The sequence below is a fragment of the Lancefieldella parvula genome (genome assembly GCF_963530955.1).
GTDB lineage: Bacteria > Actinomycetota > Coriobacteriia > Coriobacteriales > Atopobiaceae > Lancefieldella > Lancefieldella parvula_A.
This window is the reverse complement of sequence record NZ_CAUSFQ010000013.1, coordinates 1-22,974: the sequence shown is the minus strand read 5'-3', so window position 1 is coordinate 22,974 and position 22,974 is coordinate 1. Positions and strand designations below refer to the sequence as shown.

17 protein-coding genes, 2 tRNA genes and 1 riboswitch are annotated in these 22,974 nt (G+C 49.2%); of the genes, 9 read left to right on the top strand and 10 right to left on the bottom strand.

What is annotated here, in order from left to right:
• The 6 genes from RWJ43_RS02085 to RWJ43_RS02060 all read right to left on the bottom strand — a co-directional run.
• On the bottom strand, positions 1-2,019 hold a 2,019-nt coding region (locus RWJ43_RS02085; protein ID WP_314007190.1), incomplete at its 3' end, for a DUF6541 family protein.
• A 155-nt stretch (positions 2,020-2,174) separates the two neighbouring features.
• Positions 2,175-2,251, bottom strand: a tRNA-Glu gene (locus tag RWJ43_RS02080).
• A 19-nt stretch (positions 2,252-2,270) separates the two neighbouring features.
• A tRNA-Gln gene (locus RWJ43_RS02075) sits at positions 2,271-2,344 on the bottom strand.
• Positions 2,345-2,461: 117 nt separating this feature from the next.
• Positions 2,462-4,111, bottom strand: a complete 1,650-nt coding sequence (sdaAA, locus tag RWJ43_RS02070; protein ID WP_314007188.1) for an L-serine ammonia-lyase, iron-sulfur-dependent, subunit alpha — start codon at positions 4,109-4,111, stop codon at positions 2,462-2,464.
• A 132-nt stretch (positions 4,112-4,243) separates the two neighbouring features.
• On the bottom strand, positions 4,244-5,758 hold the full coding sequence (gene gltX / locus RWJ43_RS02065) for a glutamate--tRNA ligase (protein ID WP_314007187.1): 1,515 nt from the start codon (positions 5,756-5,758) through the stop codon (positions 4,244-4,246).
• Positions 5,759-5,849: 91 nt separating this feature from the next.
• Positions 5,850-6,818 carry a 3'-5' exonuclease gene (locus tag RWJ43_RS02060; protein WP_314007184.1) on the bottom strand — a complete coding sequence of 323 codons (969 nt, stop codon included), beginning with the start codon at positions 6,816-6,818 and terminating at the stop codon, positions 5,850-5,852.
• Between the two features lie 153 nt (positions 6,819-6,971).
• On the opposite strand from RWJ43_RS02060, the gene RWJ43_RS02055 reads away from it, so the two are divergent.
• Together RWJ43_RS02055 and RWJ43_RS02050 are read left to right on the top strand one after the other, a co-directional pair.
• Positions 6,972-8,330 (top strand): M18 family aminopeptidase, encoded by a 1,359-nt coding sequence (locus RWJ43_RS02055; RefSeq protein WP_314007181.1) that lies wholly within the window; start codon positions 6,972-6,974, stop codon positions 8,328-8,330.
• A 73-nt stretch (positions 8,331-8,403) separates the two neighbouring features.
• The gene (locus RWJ43_RS02050) at positions 8,404-9,159 is read left to right on the top strand and encodes a fused MFS/spermidine synthase (RefSeq protein ID WP_314007178.1); all 756 of its coding nucleotides are present in this window, start codon (positions 8,404-8,406) and stop codon (positions 9,157-9,159) included.
• On the opposite strand, the gene RWJ43_RS02045 is transcribed toward RWJ43_RS02050, so the two are convergent.
• The 4 genes from RWJ43_RS02045 to RWJ43_RS02030 form a co-directional block, all read right to left on the bottom strand.
• On the bottom strand, positions 9,134-10,396 hold the full coding sequence (locus RWJ43_RS02045; protein ID WP_314007175.1) for an MFS transporter: 1,263 nt from the start codon (positions 10,394-10,396) through the stop codon (positions 9,134-9,136). The two genes, RWJ43_RS02050 and RWJ43_RS02045, sit on opposite strands and share 26 nt — an antisense overlap.
• Before the next feature lie 116 nt (positions 10,397-10,512).
• On the bottom strand, positions 10,513-12,105 hold the full coding sequence (locus tag RWJ43_RS02040) for a DUF438 domain-containing protein (protein WP_314007172.1): 1,593 nt from the start codon (positions 12,103-12,105) through the stop codon (positions 10,513-10,515).
• A 158-nt stretch (positions 12,106-12,263) separates the two neighbouring features.
• Complete coding sequence (locus tag RWJ43_RS02035; RefSeq protein ID WP_035431761.1) at positions 12,264-12,542, bottom strand: type II toxin-antitoxin system RelB/DinJ family antitoxin; 279 nt, start codon at positions 12,540-12,542, stop codon at positions 12,264-12,266.
• Between the two features lie 118 nt (positions 12,543-12,660).
• Positions 12,661-13,836, bottom strand: coding sequence for an endonuclease/exonuclease/phosphatase family protein (locus RWJ43_RS02030; RefSeq protein WP_314007168.1), 1,176 nt, complete (start codon positions 13,834-13,836; stop codon positions 12,661-12,663).
• Between the two features lie 77 nt (positions 13,837-13,913).
• On the opposite strand from RWJ43_RS02030, the gene RWJ43_RS02025 reads away from it, so the two are divergent.
• The 7 genes from RWJ43_RS02025 to recJ form a co-directional block, all read left to right on the top strand.
• Entirely contained in the window at positions 13,914-15,065 is a 1,152-nt protein-coding gene (locus RWJ43_RS02025) for an aminotransferase class I/II-fold pyridoxal phosphate-dependent enzyme (protein ID WP_314007164.1), read from the top strand.
• Positions 15,066-15,097: 32 nt separating this feature from the next.
• Positions 15,098-15,262: riboswitch (Lysine riboswitch) on the top strand.
• A gap of 31 nt (positions 15,263-15,293) precedes the next feature.
• Positions 15,294-16,598, top strand: a complete 1,305-nt coding sequence (locus RWJ43_RS02020) for a diaminopimelate decarboxylase (RefSeq protein WP_314007162.1) — start codon at positions 15,294-15,296, stop codon at positions 16,596-16,598.
• A 15-nt stretch (positions 16,599-16,613) separates the two neighbouring features.
• A complete protein-coding gene (dapA, locus tag RWJ43_RS02015; RefSeq protein ID WP_314007160.1) occupies positions 16,614-17,507 on the top strand; it encodes a 4-hydroxy-tetrahydrodipicolinate synthase in 894 nt (297 codons plus the stop codon).
• Complete coding sequence (dapB, locus tag RWJ43_RS02010) at positions 17,500-18,216, top strand: 4-hydroxy-tetrahydrodipicolinate reductase (RefSeq protein ID WP_314007157.1); 717 nt, start codon at positions 17,500-17,502, stop codon at positions 18,214-18,216. Before dapA ends, dapB begins: the two co-directional genes overlap by 8 nt.
• Positions 18,217-18,270: 54 nt before the next feature.
• Positions 18,271-18,972 (top strand): 2,3,4,5-tetrahydropyridine-2,6-dicarboxylate N-acetyltransferase, encoded by a 702-nt coding sequence (gene dapD, locus RWJ43_RS02005; RefSeq protein WP_314007154.1) that lies wholly within the window; start codon positions 18,271-18,273, stop codon positions 18,970-18,972.
• On the top strand, positions 18,953-20,200 hold the full coding sequence (gene tgt / locus RWJ43_RS02000; RefSeq protein ID WP_314007152.1) for a tRNA guanosine(34) transglycosylase Tgt: 1,248 nt from the start codon (positions 18,953-18,955) through the stop codon (positions 20,198-20,200). Before dapD ends, tgt begins: the two co-directional genes overlap by 20 nt.
• Positions 20,201-20,417: 217 nt before the next feature.
• Positions 20,418-22,974: single-stranded-DNA-specific exonuclease RecJ (gene recJ / locus RWJ43_RS01995; RefSeq protein ID WP_314007150.1), on the top strand; the 2,557-nt coding region annotated here is incomplete at its 3' end.

The following is a 22,974-nucleotide window of genomic DNA, read 5'->3' as shown; positions in this document are numbered from 1 at the left end:
AACGTTGTTCAGAATAAGAACGTATTGTACGTTAAGGTCGCGTGCCGTTTGAAGCACCTCGGGATCGCTGGCAATGCGATTAAGGCGTTTACGAAGAATTGCACTTGCGGGACGTTCTGAAGCGTCATAGCCGTTAGGGAAGCGCCAGAGCACATGTAAGTCGTTAGTGCCATATGCCCAGAGACTGCCATCTTGAGGTAGGTTTGCAATAACAGCACCTGCAGGAACGGTAAGCTCCACGCGACGTAAAAACTCCAATTCTTCCGATGTCAAAATGTAGTGATCACCATAGGCCTTCTCGGAAGCCTGTTTAAAGGCAGTAGCGGCAGGAATTGGCTTTTCCGATTTAAGGTTTGGCATGGGGACTACATAGTTGAGCACAACCACACACGCAATAACTGCGCCAGCAATCAGAGGTTTAGCCCAAACGTTGCAAAAGACGCAGGTCTGAGCTTTGGTCTGAGTCTGAGAAGCTTTTTCTCTCCAGGAGGCAAACGTTTCCAAAGCGGCCTCGGCAAGGGTTGCTAGGCCAAGCGCTGCCAGCGGAATTGCCATAATGACGCAGCTTGCCGCAATGCGGAACGGATCGGTATACCAAAATCCCGAGAGATATCCCTTCAGAGGAACGTCAAACGTAATAATAAAAATGCAGAGTATAGACAGGTACATAAAGGCAGATACCATCCATCGAGCCTGCTTGTGCTTAAACGTCCATACAGCGCCTACAAGCACGCAGATTGAAAGTATCGGTTGTGGAGAAACAAGCTCTCCACCTGCGTACGACTGTCCAATAAAGTCCATGCCAAGGGCGTGCAAAATAGCATCTTGCAGGCTCGAGTAGGCGCTCCACCAGAAATTGAGAGCCACGCCTCGAACAATCAAAACGTAGTAGAAAACAGACCAAATAACCAGCGCAAAGATAAAGAATGCGTATGCCAGCGTGACAGGCTTGATTTGTTTTCCAAAGAGAATAACTCTGCGTTTTGATTCTCCAATGCGCGCAAAACTCCAAGGCAAAAGCACAACAATTGACGAGAAAATCGTGGAAGGATGCAAGATAAAGAGGGTAATCAAGCCAAGAACAAATATGACAATAAGCCAGATGAGGTCGTGTTTTGGTGTTTTTGAGCGAGTCATCTGCATAAAAATCCACCAAATAGAAGGCATTACACAGAAGGCTACGGTGTTAGGAAAGATTGGTCCGTAGATGAGAAGCGACCAAGGGAAAACAAAAAATGCTAGGCAAACAAAAGCTCCACTGATAAGCGCAATACGATGTTTAGGAAGAACTTTTGCAATAAGTGAGCAGATTGAGAGCGGAAAGATAATTGCTGCACTGACAAAGTTGAGTGCATTACCTGCAATAGGAACGGTTGTAGAAACAAGCTGCGTTGTTAGTGCAACAATGATGTTCCAGCCTGAAGGATAAAATCCCGAAGTCCCCGGCTCCCAAGGTGTAATTGAAGCTTCTACGGTGCTGTAGAAGTCATAGTGAATTGATGAGTACTTTTGAGACTCAATCATTGCCTGCGTGACATCTAAGTGATGCACAATGTCCCAGCCCTGAACAAAGGAGCTGGCAGAGGGCAGGGTTGGTAAGAAGAGAAACCCTACGGTAAGAAGACCAATTGCAACGTACAGAAGAGGTATCCAGAAGGAGAGTTCTTCGCAGATAAATGCTGGTGCAGGGCTAGTTGATTGCTTGCCAGCGCGTATTGCTTTAGATTTGTTGGGTTTCTCGCCTCTGTGATGTTCTTTGTGTTTGGGAGCAACATAAAAAACGTAGCCATTGACCAGAGCTGCAATAAGTAGAGGAACAAGAACCATTACAGCCAAGGGGATAGGGATGTTCAGTGCGCTAAAGATTTCTCCCTCAATAAAGAAGAGTGCGCAGCTTACCAAAGGAGCACTAACAAGCGCCCAGGGCTTTGGCATGCCGGAAGCATGCAACAAAATGACGCCCGGCACGTAGAGCAGGGCAATAATGACAACTACACTTTGGAAGAACTCAAGCCACATCCTGATCCAATCAAGGTGTTAGTAAAAATTCTTATACTTCTGGGTCACACGACTGGGCGTGACAGTTATTTCAAACAGACTGGTTTATTTTACGATAGAAGCAAAAGTGGTGTTGAGATAAACAAAAAGGACTTCCGAAGAAGTCCTTGAACATTTGGTAGCCCGTACCAGATTCGAACTGGTGATCTCCGCCTTGAGAGGGCGGCGTCCTGAACCGCTAGACGAACGGGCCATGTATGACTGGGAGGACATGGCTGGGATAGAGAGAGTCGAACTCCCGTTGACGGAACCAGAATCCGCTGTCCTACCACTAGACGATATCCCAAGATGTCATCCGTGCGCATCAGCGCGAGAAATAACTATAAAGGAGACTCGTCAGAGATGCAAGCAATAATTTCAAGAAATTCTGTTTGCAGCAAAAAATATTATACAAAACGCATCTCTAAGCGCAAGGAACGTCTCTCGTATTTGAGCTGAGCATGCGTTCTGCATCAATAAGCGCCTGGTCAAGAGGGGCACAGCCGGTGCAACTTGCGCATGCGGTAGGAGCGCTTGGAGTTGCGGCAAGACCACCTTTAGCTGTTTCTCTGAGAGAAACGGGGAGCGCGGCGCCAACTTCTGCCATAGCGTGTGCAACCTCATCAAACTGAATTGGGTTACCAACGCCCGCAAGAGCAAGCTGAGAAGAGCTTATGGCAGCAGCTACGCCAATAGCGTTTCTATCTTGGCAAGGATACTCAACTAGTCCTCTGACCGGGTCACAGACAAGTCCTAGAAGGTTAGAGATGGCAATAGAAGCAGCGTCCAAGCACTGTTGAGGAGTGCCACCCAAGAGCTCAGTCAACGCAGATGCGCTCATGGCAGCAGCAGATCCAACCTCTGCCTGACAGCCGCCCTCAGCGCCAGAAACACTTGCGTTGGTGGTTAGGATGGCTCCAATAGCACTTGCATTCCAAAGCGCAGAGATAACTTGCTCGTCGGTGGCACCAATCTCTTCTGCTACCGAGATAAGCGATCCTGGTACAACGCCAGAAGCTCCTGCAGTAGGAGCGGCAACAATGACGCCCATGGTTGCTGAGCGCTCAAGCACGGCCATAGCGTAGGCAACGGCTCGTGTTTGCGTGGCGCCCATAAGCGCACTTGAGATTGCAGCTGGGGTGTTTGCTACGGTCTTGGCCTGGCCGTTGAGCAGGCCGCCAATAGACTGACGAGGCGTCTTGATAGTGTCGTGAACCTCATCGCGCATGATTTCTAGAACGTGAGCCATCTCGGCATCTACGTCGGCATCTGGTCGCAGGTCCTTCTCGCGCTGACGCATAATCTGGCCAATAGAGGCTCCCGTCTTAGAGCACCTGGCGAGAAGATCTGCGCCGTTGTCAAACGCTCCTGAAAGCACGTCGTTTGTGACCTGAGGAGCAGCTCCTGGAATGGAAACCTGCGCGGCATATGAAACGTGCGGTGCCAGCTGGAAGAGATCCAGGACTTTCTGCTCAATGGGCTCGTCAATCTCAAAGACGGTGTGTGCAAAGCCGCCGCGCTCCGAGCGGAAGGTGCGCATAGTTGCAACATTGATGTTCTGCGTAGCCAAAATAGTAGTGAGAGCTGCAAGAACACCGGGTTTATCGCGATGTGAAACAAAAATGGTGGGCATATCGCCAGACATGCGAATGCGTACGCCGTTAACACCAGAAATACGAATACGACCGCCACCTACGGACTCGCCCATAACAGAAACATGAACGTTATCTGTACCGTAGAGATGAATTTCTACGGTGTTTGGGTGCAGAGTCTCGTCGTCGCCCTTCTCAATAACGCTGTAGTTAAGATGGGCTTCTTCTGCCAGGGTAAGTGCTTCACGGACGCGCGTATCGTCTGGAGCAAGGCCTAAGATTCCTGCAATCAGAGCATAATCAGTGCCGTGACCAAGGTGGGTATGAGAGAAGGAGTTGTAGAGCCAAAACTCAACGCGCTCCAGCTGCTTTGGTGCAAGCGAGCGTGCAACCAGAGCAATGCGCAGAGCTCCTGCTGTGTGCGAGGAAGAAGGTCCCACCATAATGGGACCTAGGACCTCAAACGCAGACATAGAAATCATAGCTACTCCAAAACTAAACAAACGATAACGATAAAAGAGCTGCAAAACCATCTGTTTTACAGCTCTTGTGTGGTTTTACTTTTGATACCCACTTACGCTTGGAAGAATACGCGGCAGGCACGCATTCACGCGTTATTTGCAAAGCTCCAGAGCGCGGTCAAGGCGAGCAAGGCAAACCTCACGACCAAGAAGCTCCATAGACTCTCCAAGAGGAGGGGAGACCATGTTGCCGCACTCAGCAACACGAATGGACTGGAAGACAATGCGCTTCTTAAGGTCAAGCTGCTCTGGAAGCACCTCAAGGGCAGCGTCAATTGCTGTAGCCTTCCACCCGTCCTCAGAGACACCTTCAAGAGCGGTCTTTGCAGCAGCAAGAACAGTTGTACTCTGAGCAGCGTCTTTGGTAAGGCCCTTCTCAACACTCTTCTGATCAAAGGTGACGTTTGCACCTTCATACAGGAAGCGGGACTTCTCAATGACGTCTGGGCTTACGGTGGTACGAGGACGAAGAATCTCGGAAAGCAGGTCATACCAGCCTGGACGAGTTGCGTAAATCTCTTCTGCGTCAGTAGCACTACCCTGAACAGGCTCTAGACCTGCGCCCACAAGCTCTGGAATCAGAACAGTCTTTGCAAAGGTCTGGTTGTCCATATTGGCAAGATACGTTGCATTAATCCAGTTCAGACGCTCTGGATCGGACTTAGCAGGGTTTTTGGAAACGTGGTCCAGAGAGAACTGAGATGCCAAAACATCGCGAGGCACAATGGTTGTCTCGCCGTCAAGCGACCAGCCGAGAAGAGCCAGGTAGTTGACAAAGGCATCTGCAAGATAGCCCTGGTCACGATACTCTTCAACAGAAGTTGCGCCATGGCGCTTGGAGAGCTTCTTGCCGTCAGGGCCCAAAATCATGGAGATGTGTGCGAAGGTTGGAACAGGTGCGCCCAGAGCCTCGTACACCATAATCTGGCGAGGAGTGTTGGACAGGTGGTCATCGCCACGAATAATGTGAGTAATGCCCATGCCAGCGTCATCAACAACGGTTGCAAAGTTATAGGTTGGGGTGCCATCAGAGCGGAAGATGATAAAGTCATCAAGTTCGCGAGCGTTAAAGGTTACGTCACCGTGAACAGCGTCGTGGACAATGACGTCACCGCGGTCCAGTGGAACCTTGATGCGGATGGTATAAGGCTCGCCAGCATCAATTCTGCGCTGAGCCTCTGCAGGATCAATGTTTCTGCAGGTACGCTGATAGCCCTGGAAGGGGTCGTGGCGCTCTTCAGCAGCCTTCTTGTCTTCAGCAAGCTTCTCTGGCGTGCAGAAGCAAGGGTATGCCTTGCCCTCTGCCAGCAGTTTATTTGCTGCCTCACGATACAAGTCAAGGCGCTCGGTCTGGCTATAAGGACCGCAATCGCCGCCCTTATCGGGACCCTCGTCCCAATCAAGGCCAAGCCACTTCATAGCGCGCAGGATAATCTGAGTATTCTCTTCAGTTGAGCGCGTAGGATCTGTGTCATCAATACGAAGAATAAACTTGCCACCATTTGCACGAGCAAAAGCCCAGTTATAGATAGCAGTACGTGCACCTCCGATGTGCAGCTTGCCTGTTGGGGATGGCGCAAAACGTACTCTTACCTGCTTCTCTGACAAAACTCCTCCTTGGCAGTTATTTTCTAGCGAGAAAATCTAGTTTATGCACTCTTTAGTATAACGCTTGAACACAGATGACCGACAACGTTGCCTAGTCTTCAAACATATTGTGGTCTGCAAACTCTGCTTGAACGGTGCGGATCATAAGGTCTACGTCTTCAAGTCCCAAATGGCGTTCCTTCTCGTCTGCTGCAAGGGTATGCCTACGACGTGCCCAGTTCTCAAGTGCAGCAGGAGAAGACTCACGGGGAAGAGACCTAATTTCTGGGTCCAAACGACGGCAGATATCACGGGAGTCAATAACAATAATCTTGCCCGCTTTTCTAGCCTCAGCGTAACCGTCAATGTTGAACATGAACCAAGAATCCTCAAAGGCAGCGTTATGTGCCATAAAAGGAATCTTTTTCATAGTTGCCAGCAGGGCCTCTTGGGCTTTCTTATCGTCTCTAAATGATTTCTTGCCTTCAACATCTTTCCAGGTAATTTGGTGAATATCGGCAAGAGGGACGCCTTTTTCTTTGTACATCTCTGGAATGCCAAAGTAGGCGGTGTGAGGTTCTACGGCAACGGTATTGCGACCAAGATTCCAGAACTCAAAGCCCACGTTAACAATGTATCCCAGCTCAGGGAAGCGCGAAGTGGTCTCAATATCAATGCCCAGCACCGTGCCAGAAACGCTCTTCTCGACATACGCAATTTGCAAGTCATTAAGAAGCGGACCTGCGGTTTTATAGACAGCCTTAGGGCGACGGCGCTGCATCTTTGCAACGGCTGCCGCAAGATCGTCGTTGGAAAGACCGCGAGAAAGGCCAACGCCTCGATGGTTTCTGAGCCTCTCCACGCCGTAGGTGTCGCAGAGCGAGCGCGTTCTATCAGCAAGCTGCTGAATGACAGAAAACTCTACAGGCTCTTGGCCCAGAGGAGCTTCCTTCCAGGCATCAAGCAGCGTTTTAATAGCGTCACAGTTTTTGTTGACCTCGCCGATAATGGACTGATCATCAACAAGAAGTCCAGGTATGACAAACGCATTTGCGTGCTCAATAGCTTGATTGATATCCATACACTCTCGCTTTGGTGGGTGAGAATTAGTTCAACATATAAGTATCTACCCTGAAGCGCGTATTCTTTGCGTCATTTTCTAGAAAGTGCGCGCCTCACTAAAAATGCGTGCTAGGCTGTTGAGTGCAACACAGTTCTATGAAAGGTTTTACGCATGTCTGATTTGAATGAGTCACTTGCTCTTTCTGAGGAGCTCCTTGCTTTTATTAAGCAGAGCCCTTCTATGTTTCATACCACGCAGACCATCAAAGAGTACCTGATAGAGAGCGGTTTTACCTATCTATCCGAGGGTTCTTCTTGGGACGTTCAGCCAGGAGGCTCTTACTTTACCACGCGCAATAATTCTTCAATTGTTGCCTGGAAAGTTGGCGAGAAGTACCGTGAGCCCCAAACCTCAAGCGCTGATGCTCCTTATCACTTCCAGCTTGCGGTTGCCCACGGCGATTCTCCAACCTACAAGGTAAAAGCTCAGCCAGAGCTTACTGGTGACGGCAACTCGCTTCGCCTCAACACCGAGGCATATGGCGGCATGCTTGACCACACGTGGTTTGACCGTCCTTTGGGCATTGCTGGTCGTGTGCTGGTCAAGGTAGGAAACAAGGTAGAGTCCAGGCTGGTCAACATTGAAGACGATGTTGTTATGATTCCAAGCTTGGCTATCCATCTTGAGCACAAAAATGGTCTCTCGCCAGAGTTCAACCGTGCTAAAGACCTGATGCCACTCTTCAGCGCTGGCGAGCTTAATCCTGGCGCCTTTAACGCCCTGGTAGCAGACGCAGCAGGCGTGTCTCAAGAAGATATTCTTTCTCGCGATTTGTTCTTAGTTGATCACACGGGTGGCCGTATTTGGGGTGCTAAGAAGGAGTTTGTTTCCGCTGGTCACCTGGATGACCTTCAATGCGCCTTTGTAGCGCTTAAGGCCTTCCTTGCTTCCTCAAATGAGCAGGACATCTCTGTGTATACCTGCTTTGATAATGAAGAAGTTGGTTCAAATACCAAGCAGGGCGCAAAGTCTACGTTCCTTAAAGACACCTTGCAACGCGTAAACGCCACGCTTGGCTTTACACAGGAAGATTACTACCGAGCACTCTCGGCATCTTTGCTGGTAAGCTGCGATAATGCGCATGCGGTACACCCCAATTATCCCGAGAAGCACGATGCGGCCAACAAGCCTTATCTCAATGGCGGCATGGTTATCAAGGAAGCAGCACGTCAGTCGTACTGCACCGATGCGTTTAGCCGCGCCATTGTCGAGGTTATTTGGAAGCAGCAAAACATTCCTTACCAGGTCTTTGCTAACAGAAGCGATATGCCAGGTGGATCAACGCTGGGCAACCTCTCCAACATTCAGGCCAGCATGCATGCCGTTGACGTGGGTCTGCCACAGCTTGCTATGCACTCCGTGTACGAGACTGCGGGCACTAAAGACACGCTTCTGGGATACCAGGCTCTCAAGGCGTTCTATGACACCTGCGTCTGCATCACCGATGCCGATTCGTTTGAGTTGAGGTAGTACCTGGCGAGAAACCCCGTGTACTAGCTATACTTACGTACATCGCATATAACACATCACTTGAAGGAGTTCCATGTCAGAAAAACAGCTTACTGCTCATGATATGGAGCTCCTAACTTGTGCAGGTATTTACGTTGAACCTCAGGCACTGAATGGCCCTGCGTTGGTATTTCCTATTTCAGATGGTCAGGGTGGAGACATACGTGTGTTGTGGCAGGGCGGCGCCTATGAGAGTGCAACGTACACAGATTCAAGAAAGAACCAGCTGGTATTTCCTTATCTTGAGCTGTACGACTTGTTGTTTGAAGCTGCTTGTTCCGTACACTCAGTCTTAATGTTAGGTGCTGGTGGTTGCTCGTATCCTCGTTATTTAGTAGCTCATTATACAGAGATTTCTTGCGATGCACTGGAGATTGACCCTAAAATTGCAGCTCTAGCTCATAGCTACTTCTTTGTGGATGAGGCTATTAGAGAGAGCAACGGCAGGCTTCAAGTGCAGGTAACTGATGGCGTTGAGTATATAAATAACCTATCTACCTCTAATAACAAGCGTTATGACGCCATCTTAAACGACTGCTTTAGTGGAGAAGTTCCACCAGCGGATATGATGACCGTTGAATGGATGAGCCAGGTGTCACACTGCCTTACTCCCGGCGGAAGATATCTCACCAATGTAGTTTCTGCACAGTCAGGAGAGGGAGCGCATCAGCTTGAAGTGCTCCTAGATGCTGCTCGCACGGTGTTTGAGCAGGTAGAGATTGTACCTTTGGATCCAGAAGCAGATCCAAGAGAGCCAGATAACCTTATGCTCGTTTGTCAGCGCGCTTAAGTGCGGTGAGCGCGAGCGCTAGGCAGCTGCTCATCAGTACAATGCCAATGCCAAAGAGCACCAAGAAACCTTGAGCTGAGCCATCTACAATTAGGCTCCAAATAATGAGTGCACAAGCAGAGACAAAGCAGCTTACGCCTGCAATTCTTGAGTAGATAAGAGTGGAATCTTTTTTGCCAAAGACTGCACGCACCAAAAGCGGCGAGCCGACTGTTGTAAGTGCGTAGGCAATTCCAAAAAGGAAGGTTCCTGCCAGCAAGAGTGGCAATACTGGAAGCTTAATTCCCAACATAAGTAAGCCAATAATGCCCGAGAAAATTCCTACAAAGCAAGCAAGCTTCACAGAGATATCGCTCAAGGCGCCTAGCAGCACTTTTCCAATTGCTTGACCCAGCATAGTTGTTCCAGCAAGAAGGCCTGTGGCAGCGGCAATGGCAGGAGCAGTTTCTGCAAATGTTGCAGCATAGCTAGGGAAGTACTGAGAGATTTGCTGGTTAAAGGTAATGAGCGCGTAAAACGCAGCAACCATATAAAACTCTGGATATTTCATTGCGTCATCAGCAGAGATATCGTTTGAAGAAGCGTCTTCAACTTCAACGGTTTTCTCGTCACCGGAAGAGAAGGTAAGAGGCGTAAGGCCCAGATCTTGGGGTTTCTCGCGCACTACAAAAAGGGTAAAGGGAAGTGTTCCAACAAGCATGACTAGGGCAAAAATCAGATAGCAAGCGCGCCAGCCTTCAGGACCAGACGAGATAATGGCAGATCCAATGGGGTTAAAGACGGTGCCGCCAATGCCGGTAAATGCAAAGCAGAGACCCATAAAAGTACCAACACGCTGGTCAAACCAATCGTTGATAAGGGCAGGGACGCACAAGAACATGAGTGCTGGCACACCAATGCCAAGTCCCACCGCACAGAGATAAAAATGCCAAATCTCATGAGAGGCTGACATAGCTCCATATGAGATTGCGCAGATGATAACGCTTGCAGAGAGTACCAGGCGAGTATCGTGCGTTTTATAGAACTTTCCTATGAACGGCAAAGCTACCGTCATGGCAATGCAGAGTACCGAGAAGACCGCAGAGAAGGCAACGCGGGGTACGCCAAAGTATTGTGAAACTGGTGTGATGAAGATGCCGAAGCACGTCAAGATGATGGCGCAAGGCAAAAACATGATGACAATACAAGTTGCAACAATGGCGTATGCATACTTAGTGCCTAGTAAACGTTGTAGCACTGAGGCTCCTCTCTTTTGGCCAGAAATAGTGTAGGCGATGTGCCTTAAAAAGGACACATCGCCTACCGAGTCGCACAAAATTTTTGAGAGGAAGCTTAGTTTACGTGCTTGCGATCTTAGCTGTCGGAGCCTCTGCGGTTCTCGCCCTCAAGAGCACGGATTGGTCCGATGTCCTGAGTGGTCTCAAGAGCGCCCAGGTAGTTACCCTCTTCATCGCGAACAGCAAAGTAACGGACGTAGAGGAACTTATCTCTGACCTCAAACCAGAACTCGGAGGAGTCGCTACGACCGCTCCTGAACTCGGTGAGGATGCGACGAACAGCTTCCTGGCTCTTTGGTGGATGGCAGTCATATACGTCGCGGCCAAGGCAGCTCTTAGGACGAGGGAAAGCACGGGTGTCGCCGTGGCTGAAGTAACGTGTCTTGTCATCAGCGTCGACAAAGGTAATGTCGAGCGGAATAGTTGCAAAGACAGCCTCAAGCTGCGGAATGGTGAACTCACCGGTAGAGAGCTTGACTTTACCGTCAGCAGAAATTGCTTCCTCTTCTGCCTCAGCGCCCTTCTCGTCCATAGCGGCTGCGGCTTCCATCTCTTTAAGCTTGTCGTTTGCAAGCTCAAGAGGATCTGCGTGCCATGAAGGAGGATTGACGCCAAATGCGTGGCCAAACTCGTTCTCTTCAGCAGCAATCTGGGTCCACTGAGTAGCAGTTAGGTGCTCAAGGGAAAGTGGAATGAGGACGTTTTCTTCCTTGGATGCCATGGACTCAGCACCCTCAATAGCCTCATCCAGATAGTCAGCAACGGCTGCCATAAGGCCTGCATCATACTGGCCGTACGCAGTCTCAAGCAGAGCCTCTGCACCGTTAACAGCGTTTCTTACCTCGTCGTCCTTACCCCACATAACCTTTGAAGGACCAGTGATATCGTGGCGCTCAAGATGAGGGAAGAGCAGCTCTTCCTTGCGCTTGTAGTGAACAAAGACCTCGTCAAAGGCGTCCATATCAGCCTTTAGAATTGCTGCAACACCAGCGCACTCTTCGTTGCTGGAAGACTCGGTAAGCGTACGAGCACGCTTTACATCTGGAGCAACGCGGTCGTGGATAAAGGCAAGAATGCGGTCGTTCTCTTGGCGCATGGTCCAAACAGGATGGCCAGGAGTCTCTTCAACAGCGCCTGTTGGTGCGCAAGAAACCTTGCCTTCAAAGAGAGCGGCGTGAACATCACAGAGCTTGAGGACCTTCTCCATAGGAACGCCACCAGCAATAAGCTCCTGCTCGGCGTTGGAAATCTCTGTGCCAGAAACATCCTTGAAGTTACGGGTAAAGTCCTCGCGAACAGCCTCGATGTCCTCGCCGTCATTGAGGCGCTCAAGGTACTGGGCGATAAGAGCTTTGCGCTCCTCGGGGGTCTGCGCAATAGGTGTGCTCTCTGCCTCTGCGGGCTTCTCGCCAGCTGGAGTTTCTACTGCTGCAGGCTCCTCATCGCCAAGAATGGTAAAGCCGTGGGAGCGGAAGATTGCCTTGAGCTCTTCAAGGTCTACGCCTTTGTGGTCGCAGCCTTTAGGGATGGTCATAAAACGACCCATGGTCTGAAGACGGCCTGGCTCGGTAATCTCGGCAAAGCCGTTTTCTGCCATGAGGCCTTTAATAACGGGATACTTAGTGCAAATCTCATAAACGGATTTGCTTAAATCAAGAACCTGTGCCATACGGGCTCCTCTCGGATAAGTTTAGAAAGTCTACTATGGCTTACTTTATACCCAAAGTGTGACAGGACTTCCATATGGCTTTTGTTGTGGTTACAACAAAACAGAAATTATTCTTTAGTTTTAAAAGAGATCAGAATGAGAACCGGTTCTAAAAGATTTCAAGCATCTAGGACCTCCGACATTGCGTCGGAGAATGAGGCATAGTGCTTGTAATTTTCTGGATGCTCTTTCATGTTGGTGTATTCATTAAGAGCCTCTATAGTTTGAGCATTAGGAATTTCTCGCTTGATTTCAAAAGGGATTCCCTGCTCACGAACAGTCTGACGAAGAAAAATGGTAATAGCAGTAGTAAGATCCATGCCTAAATCTCTGAGAAGCTCCTGAGCATTCTTTTTAAGGGTTGGATCCAAATTTATATTTGTGCTTACTTTTGCCATGATTACCCGCCTTTCTTGTAGTTTTATTATACAAGATAAAGACTGTGAAGTCAATAATTATGTGCGTATTATAGGTACAACACGCACATAATATGAATATATCGAAGGGAAGATAACCCTATTCTGCGCTCTTTAGGGTAAATGACAGCAGAACCGGATTGTGATCAGAATAGGCAAATTGCGTGTCAATGTTTCTGGCGGTTGCAACAACGTTATCCGAGACAATCCAGCCATCAACTGTGGTGGTGTATGTCTTGTCCTTCTCGTATGGAATGTCATCTCCGCGGCAGGTAGGAACGTCGGTAAGGTTGTCTGGAGCTACAACGCTAAAACCTTCTGGCAAATCAGAATCTTTGAGTTCTGCTACCCAATCTGGTATCTGCTGAACAGAAGGATAGAGTGTAAGCGAGCCCAAAATGGCATGGTTCCAGTCGCCACCCGCAATAACGTAATTGCCCTTAGCGCGCTCCTCAGACATTATTTTGGTCAGAAGTGCAAGCTGCTGCGCGCGACTGGTGCCACCTTTGTCATAAGCAGACATGTGGCTGTTAATAAGTACCAGCTCATGACCATCGCTGGTAGGGTAGCGTGTAATCATAAAGCAACGGTCTAGGTCAAAGAATTTTGTTGGGAACGACTCGTCAATGGGGTAGGTACGACGAGTCGCGCTTGAAGCAAGTACGTTTGAAAGCGTCAGAATTCCAGAGTTAGAGGTTCCGTGGAACTCTGTGAGTGGATAGGCGAGAAACGCGGTGTGGAAGTTCTGCGCAAAATACGATGCGTAGGATCCAAAGCGGCTCTCTGCTTCAGAAACTTGATTCACATGCCAACTTCTGTCAGATGAAGTATCAATCTCTTGGAAAAGAATAAAGTCAGGAGCTGTACCGTCATTCAGAGAAGAAACGGTGTTCAGGGCACCGTTTGTGGTGTAAAGCACGGAGTTTCTGCTGACAGCGCGACCGTGAGTCCCCACGGTACGTGTGCCATCCTGCATGATGCCTTCATCCATAAAGAAGGTGTAATCAGGGGTGTAAGCACCAAAGCCAATGTTGTAGGTTGAAGCTGTGTAGGTTTGGCCTACCTGTACGGTTGTAGCCTCAGGAGAAGCACCTTGATTGGATACGGGAGTATTGTCAGGAATGCGATAGTAAGTAAGCTTCAGGTAGAGGGCATATCCACCAAGAACCAGTAAAGCTAGAACAAAAAGCCCGCCTACAAATTTGAAAAGTGGTGCAAGAACCCTTTTTAGAAGGCCAATAATAAACTTAAGGCCAAGAGACAAAACTCTTTTCATGCGAACCTCGTATCAATCAAGTGTCGTATGATTTAAATGATACCTATTATGGATTGAAAGTATGTTGAGGAGTTTGTATGCCACTAACAAGAAATACAACACTAGAGCTTTTCAAACCCTCTGGTATCAGGCGTTTCTCGGCACTTGCTGCTGCAACACCAGGATGTATTTCTTTAACTATTGGAGAGCCGGGAGAAGATACTCCAGCTCCTATTTGCAACTTAGTAGACAAAGAACTTGTAGCTGGAAACACTCACTATCCGCCTAACATCGGTACCCCTGAACTTAGAAGTGCTATTGCTGCCTGGGAGTCTGCACGTGGTATGAAGGTAGGCCCAGACGGTATTGTAGTTACCGTGGGAGCTGCGGAAGCCATTTCTGCAACTATGCTGACCCTTATGAATCCAGGTGACGAGGTTATTATTCCTGAACCAGCGTATTTGGTATACAGAACACTCTGCCAGCTTAACCGTGGTGTGGTTGTGCCGCTTGATACCAGCGCCAATCATTTCCAGATTGATGCTGAGCAGCTTAAGTCAAAGATTTCAGAGAAGACAAAGCTTATTGTGCTGACTTCTCCCAACAATCCTACGGGATGTGTTTATACAAAAGAGTCGCTTGATGTGGTGGCAGAACTTGCCCGCAAGCACGGCTTTTATGTTGTATGCGATGACGTTTATAGAGAGCTGGCCTATGTTGAGGACGTTCCACGTTTTGTTGAGCTCTACCCAGATTTGTCTGATCGCTGCATTGTGACAAATAGTTTCTCCAAACCATGGGCAATGACGGGCTGGAGACTTGGCTGGGTTGCCACTTCTGACGAGCTTGCGACAGATATTGGAAAGGTCCACGCTCAGCTGGTGTCTTCTGTTCCTTCATTTTTGCAGCCAGCTGCTCTCTATGCACTTTCTTATGATGTCACGCCTATGCGCACAAACTATCAAAAGCGCAGGCAGATTGTACTTTCTGCGCTTCAAGATATGAAACTTCCTGTTGAAGAGCCAGAAGGTGCCTTTTATGCATTTCCATCAATCAAGGAATTTGCCCTTGATTCTGAGGCATTTTGTGAGCGAGCAATCAAAGCGTTTGGTGTAGCACTGGTACCTGGTGTTTTCTTCGGCGCTGAGGGCTATGTGCGTATTAGTTACGCTGCTTCTGACAAGAATCTAACAGAAGGCCTTTCTCGCCTTAAGACTTTTGTTAATACTTTGCGAGAAGAACAAAACTAGCCCAAATACAGAGCTTTCTGTGGTAGGGTTTTACTGTCAATAGAGGAGCGAGCACGATGGGTTCTGGGTTAGTCGGCAGGCAGTGACCCCAGAAGGAGGCGAGGTTCGCCGAACTTGGCAATCAGGCGTGGTTGTCAGGTGGGCTTGTATGAAATACATGCAAGACTGTCCGAGATTTCGGGGGTGCTACTTTGACGGTGTATTGCGCCCCCAATTTGAGGGGGAGCTTTGAGTAAGAAACCGTTTGTTTCTGTAGATGCCCTAGAGGCAATCACTACGACGTATCCAACGCCATTTCACCTGTATAACAAGGCAGAGATTGTTCGCCGCGCAAAGCTGTTACAAGAGGCTTTTAGCTGGAACGCTGGCTTTAAAGAGTACTTTGCGGTGAAGGCTACGCCCAATCCTTACATTGTGAGGTTGCTGGCAGAGCTTGGTTGCGGCTGTGATTGTGCAAATGCCACGGAGCTCACGCTTGCAAAAGCCTGTGGAGTTACTGGCCAAAACATTATGCTCTCGTCAAACGACACTACGGTGCTTGACTTTGCTCGCGCTCATGAGCTGGGAGCCATCATTAACTTAGATGCTGGTGGAGACATGCTTACAACGCTTGAAGAGGCGGTGGGAAGCAACATGCCTCAGGTTATGTGCGCACGTCTTAATCCTGGTGGTGTTTTTGAGTCGCAAAACGGCATTATTGGAAATCCCGATGACGCTAAGTTTGGCATGACAGAAGAGCAGCTTTTCCAAACGTTTGCGTATCTTAAGGCCAAGGGCGTGACCGAGTTTGGTCTTCACGCGTTTCTCGCCAGTAACGCTCAGGAAGAGGACTACTATCCAAACCTTGCGCGCGTCCTCTTTAAGCTGGCTGTTAAGCTGCATAAAGAACTTGATATCCACATTGGATTTATTGATCTTTCTGGTGGTATTGGTGTGGCGTACGAGCCAGACCAGGTTGAGCCTGACGTCTTGGCTATTGGCCAGGGCGTAAAGCGCGCCTTTGAAGAGGTCTTAGTTCCTGCAGGTATGGGAGACGTCGCTATTTACACCGAGCTTGGACGCTGGCTTTTGGGTCCTGCTGGCGCACTTGTTACTCGTGTTCTGCACCAAAAAGAGACGTATCATCACTACCTTGGCGTGGACGCTTGCGCAGCAAATCTTATGCGTCCCGCGATCTACGACGCTTACCACCACATCACCGTTATGGGCAAAGAAGATGCCTCTCCAACCCATACGTACAACGTTGTGGGCGGACTTTGCGAGAATAACGATCAGTTTGCAAAGAATCGCCAGCTCCCAGAGGTGGCTGTGGGTGACCTCCTGTTCATTCACGATACGGGTGCTCATGGTTTCTCGATGGGCTATAACTACAACGGCCGTCTGCGCTCCGCTGAGCTGCTGCTTCTAGAAGACGGATCTGTACAGCTTATTCGCCGCGCCGAGACTGAGGCGGATTACTTTGCAACGCTTGCATTTGACGGCTCCGATTTTTCTGATCTTGCACAACAAACAACTATAAACACCACACGTTAGAGGGCGAGAAAAACTATGGACATGAAGAATTTGACTGGTGCAATCACCGCTTTAGTAACCCCATTTGATGCTCAGGGAAATGTTGACTTCGAGGCACTTGAGCACTTTGTTGACTTCCAGATTGAGCAGGGAATTGACGGTATTCTCGCTCTTGGTACTACCGGCGAGTCCTCAACCATGACAGATGAGGAGGACATCGAGGTAGTTAAGGCAATCCTTGCCAGAGCTCAGGGCAAAGTTCCTGTTATTGGCGGTGCTGGCTCCAACTCTTCTGCTGAGTCTTTACGCAAAGCAGAGGCTCTAGAGAAGGCAGGTGTTGATGGTCTGCTTCTGATTACCCCTTACTACAACAAGAGTAACGAAGAGGGCATCTACCAGCACTTCTCGTATGTACTCGACCGCGTTGATGTTCCTTGTATTTTGTATAACATTCCTGGTAGAACAGGTTGCTCTATTTCTGAGCGTAATGTTCAGAGGCTTGCGGCACATCCAAATGCATGGGGCATTAAAGAGGCTTCTGGAGATATTTCATACGCAACAAAGGTTGCTCGTTATTTGAGCGATGACTTTACTATGTGGTCTGGAAATGACGACATGATTGTGCCGCTACTTTCTCTTGGCGCTTCTGGTGTTATTTCTGTTTGGTCTAACCTTGATCCAAAGATGGTTCATGACCTGGTAGTTGCATGGCACCGCGGAGAGGTCTCTCTTGCTCGCGAGCTTCAGCTTCAGTATCTTGACCTGGTACACGCCCTCTTCTGCGAGGTCAATCCAATTCCAGTAAAAGCCGCGCTGGCTCGTATGGGACTTATGGAAGAAAATTATCGTCTACCTCTGTGGAAGATGACTGATGAGCACGCCGAGGTGCTTGAAAACGCTATGAGAAAGGCTGGTCTTCTTGATGCCTAGTGCAGTAGTAATTGGTACCGGCAAGATGGGAAAGCTCATTGAGCAAACCTTGATTGCTCACGGCTTTGAGGTACTTGGTGCGTTTGGTCACGAGAATATCAATCAGTTGAGCACCGTTGCGCAGACACCTGATGTGGTTGTGGATTTCTCTGGCGTTGCTGCTTTTGAGGCTGTTGTCGGCTTTGTACGTGAGCGCGGGTGTGCGCTGGTTTCTGGCACAACGGGTTTCTCGCCAGAGCAGCTTTCAGATCTGAAGCAGCTGGGGGAGAGCGTATCGGTGATTCACGCGGCAAACTATTCGGTAGGCGTTGCCGTGTTGAGGCGTGCGGTGGCTATGGCTGCTGAGGCGCTTGATGGCTGGGACACTGAGATTGTGGAGACGCATCATAACCAGAAGGTTGACGCTCCATCCGGTACAGCAAAGCTGCTGCTCGCCGCTATTGATCCAGAGGGAACTCGCCCCGTTGTTTCTGGTCGCGAGGGTTTCTGTGGAGCTCGCACCAAGGATGAGATTGGCGTGTTTGCTCTCAGAGGCGGCACGGTGGCTGGCACTCATGAGGTGCACTTCTTTGGACAGGATGAGGAAGTGTGCCTGACTCATCGCGCAACGTCTCGTCAAATATTTGTGAACGGTGCCGTTGCGTGTGCTGAGAGATTGCTTACAAAGGCTCCAGGTTTTTATACCTTTGAAGAGTTGATTTTTGGATAACCGCATGTGCTAGCCTCTATAGGTCAGCACCTGTTTGATTAGGAAAGGACGCGCATGGACGCCCAGGAAATTATTAACTACATTGCTACGTCAGAGAAGAAGACACCCATTAAGCTCTACGTCAAAGAGCGCGAGGGAGCTTCTGTGTCTTACGGCTCTTCTCGCGTGTATGGAGAGGGCACCTCAAAGGTAGTCTTTGGCGATTGGTCCGAGCTCAAGAGTGTTGTTGAGCAGAATGCAGACGCATTTGAGTATTTTGATATCGAGAATGACCGTCGCAACTCCGGTGTTCCTCTGCTTAACATGAAGGACGTAAACGCGCGTATTGAGCCAGGTGCACTGATTCGTGAGCGCGTTGAGATTGGTAACAATGCCGTCATTATGATGGGTGCTGTTATTAATATTGGTGCTGTTATTGGTGAGGGCACCATGATTGACATGGGCGCTGTTCTTGGCGGCCGTGCAACTGTTGGTAAGAACTGCCACATTGGTGCTGGTACTGTTCTTGCTGGTGTTGTTGAACCTGCATCTGCTACGCCAGTTATTGTTGAGGATAACGTCCTTATTGGCGCAAATGCCGTGGTTATCGAGGGCATTCGTGTTGGAGAGGGCGCTGTTGTCGCAGCAGGTGCTGTGGTAGTTGAGGACGTTCCAGCAAACGCTGTGGTAGCGGGATGTCCTGCACGTGTGATAAAAATGAAGGACCAGAAAACAGAGGGCAAGACAGCTTTGGTTGATGCTCTCCGCACGTTGTAATCGAGGTTACACGCCAGACGGCTCCAAAAAAGCACAGGGTTTTACCACCAACATTTCCTGCGTACATACAGAGAATTGGGCAGAGAAAAAAGAAGATTCTTGGTTTACCTACGAACTTCTCGCCGAAGATCCTAAGACGCATGCACGCGCCGGCATCTTCCATACGCCTCATGGTGATATTCCAACGCCTATTTTTATGCCGGTTGGTACTAAGGCAACCGTTAAAGGTTTGATGACCGATACCGTTCGTGACCTTGGCGCCAAAATTATTCTGGCAAATACGTATCATCTGTCTCAGCGTCCAGGAGATGAGCTGGTTGCACAGATGGGTGGCTTGCATGACTTTATGCAGTGGCATGGACCAATTCTGACGGATTCAGGCGGATTCCAGGTCTTTAGTCACGAGGAGTTCATGAAGCTCTCTGACGAGGGCGTTAAATTCCGTGCAGTAGATTACGACGGCGCATGGTCGTATTGGACGCCAGAAACTAATATGCAGATTGCGCAGAACCTTGGTGCAGACATTGTTATGCAGCTTGATCAGTGCGTAGGCTATCCTGCCGAGCGCAGAAAAGTTGAGCGCGGAGTTGAGCTTTCAAGCGCATGGGCTGAAAGGTGCTTTAAGGCTCATACCCGTCCTGACCAGGCTCTCTTTGGCATTGTCCAGGGTGGCATGCATCTTGATTTGCGCAAGCGCTCCATTGAGCATCTTGAGTCTATTGGCGATTTCCCCGGTTACGGCATTGGTGGCTATTCCGTTGGAGAGCCTCACGAGGTTATGTTTGAGACGCTGGCGCCACTTTGCGCCGATTACATGCCTCGCAATAAGCCTCGCTACCTGATGGGTGTTGGTAATCCGTCCACGCTTATCCGCGGCGTCGCTTGCGGCATTGATATGTTTGACTGCGTACTCCCAACACGCACCGCTCGTATGGGCACCGCGTTTTCTCACGAGGGTCGCATGAACCTTAAGAACGCAAAGTACTTTGCAGATGCAGGCCCTCTTGATGCCAAGTGCACCTGTCCTGTCTGTACGGGCGGATATTCTCGCGCGTACATCAATCACCTGGTTAAACAGCACGAGATGCTGGGCGGTCAGTTGCTTTCCATGCATAACATTTACTTCTTGCTTGAGCTGATGCGTCAGGCACGAGAAGCAATTCTCGCAGGTACCTACAGCGATTTTGTTGAGGAGTGGGAAAACTCTGACGGCGTGGTTGATTTCTAAGTTCGCCTGGCGAGAACCCCGTCTTCTTGATAGCCCTGCGCAAGCAATCTTGATAGCCCTGCGCGAGCAACTTTGATTTAAATTTTTTATGACTAGCTCACTAATTTGTGGGCTAGTCATTTTTTGTCCGGTGACACGGGTAGAATAAAAGAGATAAACATTCGCGGGCGCCCGAGGTGCCCCTGGCTGGCTCTGCCGCCACAGAAAAGAGGACATGATGCCTGGCATCGAGAAAAGCACTCGTTGGAGTGTTCTTACACAAGACGTATATTTAGAGTCGCTGTTTAAAAAAGAATTGCACGTTACGCCACTTGTTGCTCGTGTATTAGTAGCACGTGGATTCACTGATGTAGCCACAGCTCAAGAGTTTCTCTCGCCATCCTTGCAAAGGGATTGGCTTGATCCACAGTGTATTCCTGGAATGACTGAGGTTGCTTCCCGTGTTCATAAGGCAATTGTTGAGCATCAAAAGATTGCCGTTTTTGGTGATTTTGATGTTGATGGAATGAGCTCAACGTGTCTGCTTACTCTGGCTTTACGTCGATTGGGAGCAGATGTTTTGCCGTATATTCCGCATCGTTTTGGTGAGGGATACGGACTTTCTAAAGAGGCTCTTGCAAGAGTTTTGCAAGATAGAAAGCCAGATTTAATTATTACGGTAGACAATGGCATTGCTGCTGCTCAAGAGGTTGCTTGGCTTTTGCAGCAGGGGATTGATGTTGTTGTTACCGATCATCATGAGCCCGCAGATCTGGTGCCCCAGGGTGTCCCGGTCACTGATCCAAAGCTTGTCGAGGATTGTCCCTCTAGAGAACTTGCTGGTGCGGGTGTTACTCTTAAGCTAGTTCAGGTTTTAGGACAGCTTCTTGGTCAACCTCAGCTGTGGCTTGATTACATTGATGCTGCTATGTTGGGCACGCTATCTGACATGATGATGCTCAACAAAGAGAATCGTGCGTTGGTTTCTGAAGGCGTTAAGCGTTTGCAGAAAGGTCTTCGTCCGGGTCTTGTAGCTCTTGCAGCTGTTGCTGGTCAAGATATTGCTCAGATTTCTGCAGATAATCTGCCGTTTTCTATTATTCCTCGCCTTAATGCAGCTGGACGCATGGGCACTACCGATATTGCCCTTGATCTTCTTCTTACAGAAGACGTGGAAGAGGCAACCATTCTTGCTGGCAAACTTGAAGAGATTAATGCTGAGCGTCGTGCTATTGAGGCAAAACTCACCGATGAAGCCCTTGAACAGGCAAAAGAAATCTACGACGGTGGCCACGCTATTGTGCTTGCCAAAGAGGGTTGGCATGAGGGTGTTAAGGGCATTGTTGCCTCAAGAATTGTTAATCGCTATCACGTACCTTGCATTTTGTTCACCATCCAAGACGGTGTAGCTCGTGGTTCTGGCCGCTCTGTTGGTTCTGTTGATTTGTTCCATGCGGTTGAGCAGTGCGCAGATCTTACGGTCCGTTTTGGTGGCCACCAAGGAGCTGTTGGCGTAACAGTAGAAACATCAAAGATTGACGCATTTAGAAAGCGTTTATCAAAGGTTATGGCAGAGCTTCCAGAAGAAGAGTTTGAGTCTTCAGGAGAAGTAACAGCACTAGTAAACCTAGATGAAATCACCATCAACTCTATCGACGCGCTTGAGGCATTGCAACCGTTTGGTCAGGGCAATAAAAAGCCGCTCTTTGGCGTCAAGGGTGTGGTGATGAAGAATCGCTCACGCGTTGGCGCAGGTGGTGCTCACCTCTGCTTTATGGCTTCAAACGGCATCTCTTCAATTTCATCCATTATGTTTAGAACGCCTCATGTCGAGGCAGCAGCTGAGTATGACGGTGCTGTTGATTTGATTTTTGAAGCAGTTAACGAGACCTGGCAGGGTAGAACTAAGCCAAAACTCATGGTCAGAGATATTCTCTACAGAGATTTTACCGATGAAGATGACGGCCCCATTGAAGCAGATCTTCTCGGCAGCGCTGCTGACTTGCCCCTTGTGGTTACCAAGGAGACTACAGAGGCTGATGCAGCCTCCCAAGAACAGGCGCAGCAAAAGCGCCGTGAGCTGGAGAGTCTTTCTGCTGAGGAGCTTACCCAGACCCTGGTCACGTCCATGATTGGTTCAAGAGAGCTCTTGCCTCTACAAAAGAAAACACTAGAGGTTCTCTCTCAAGGAACGTCTTGTCTCTCTGTCATGGCAACAGGTAGAGGTAAATCGCTTATCTTCCAGGTTCATGCTGCTCGTGTTGCACTGCTGCAACATAAAATGAGCGTGTTTGTCTATCCGCTGCGCGCCCTCATCAACGACCAGGTTCAAAGCATAAAAAACACCTTTGAGCCTCTAGGAATTTCTGTCGAGGTACTCAACGGAGAAACAGACCTTTCCAGCCGAGAAGACCTGTTTGCTCGCATGGTAAACAATGAGCTTGATATTGTGCTGACTACTCCAGAGTTCTTCTCGCTCCATGCTGATCAATTTGCCAAGGCGCAAAATATCTCATTTGTAGTGTTTGACGAGGCACATCATGTGGGCATGAATGCTTCTGAGGGCAGACTTGCTTATGCACAAATGCCACAGGTACTAAAGATGCTTGGGAGTCCGCAGATACTTGCCACAACAGCTACGGCTACCACGCAGGCAGCTCAGAACATCTGTGAGCTTCTCTCCATTGAAACAGAGCATGTATACAAAGACAAAACGGCTCGTACTAACCTTGAACTTAAGGACCTTCGCGGTGCTAAGGATAGGGAATGTGCGCTGCTTTCTCTTGTGTCAGATG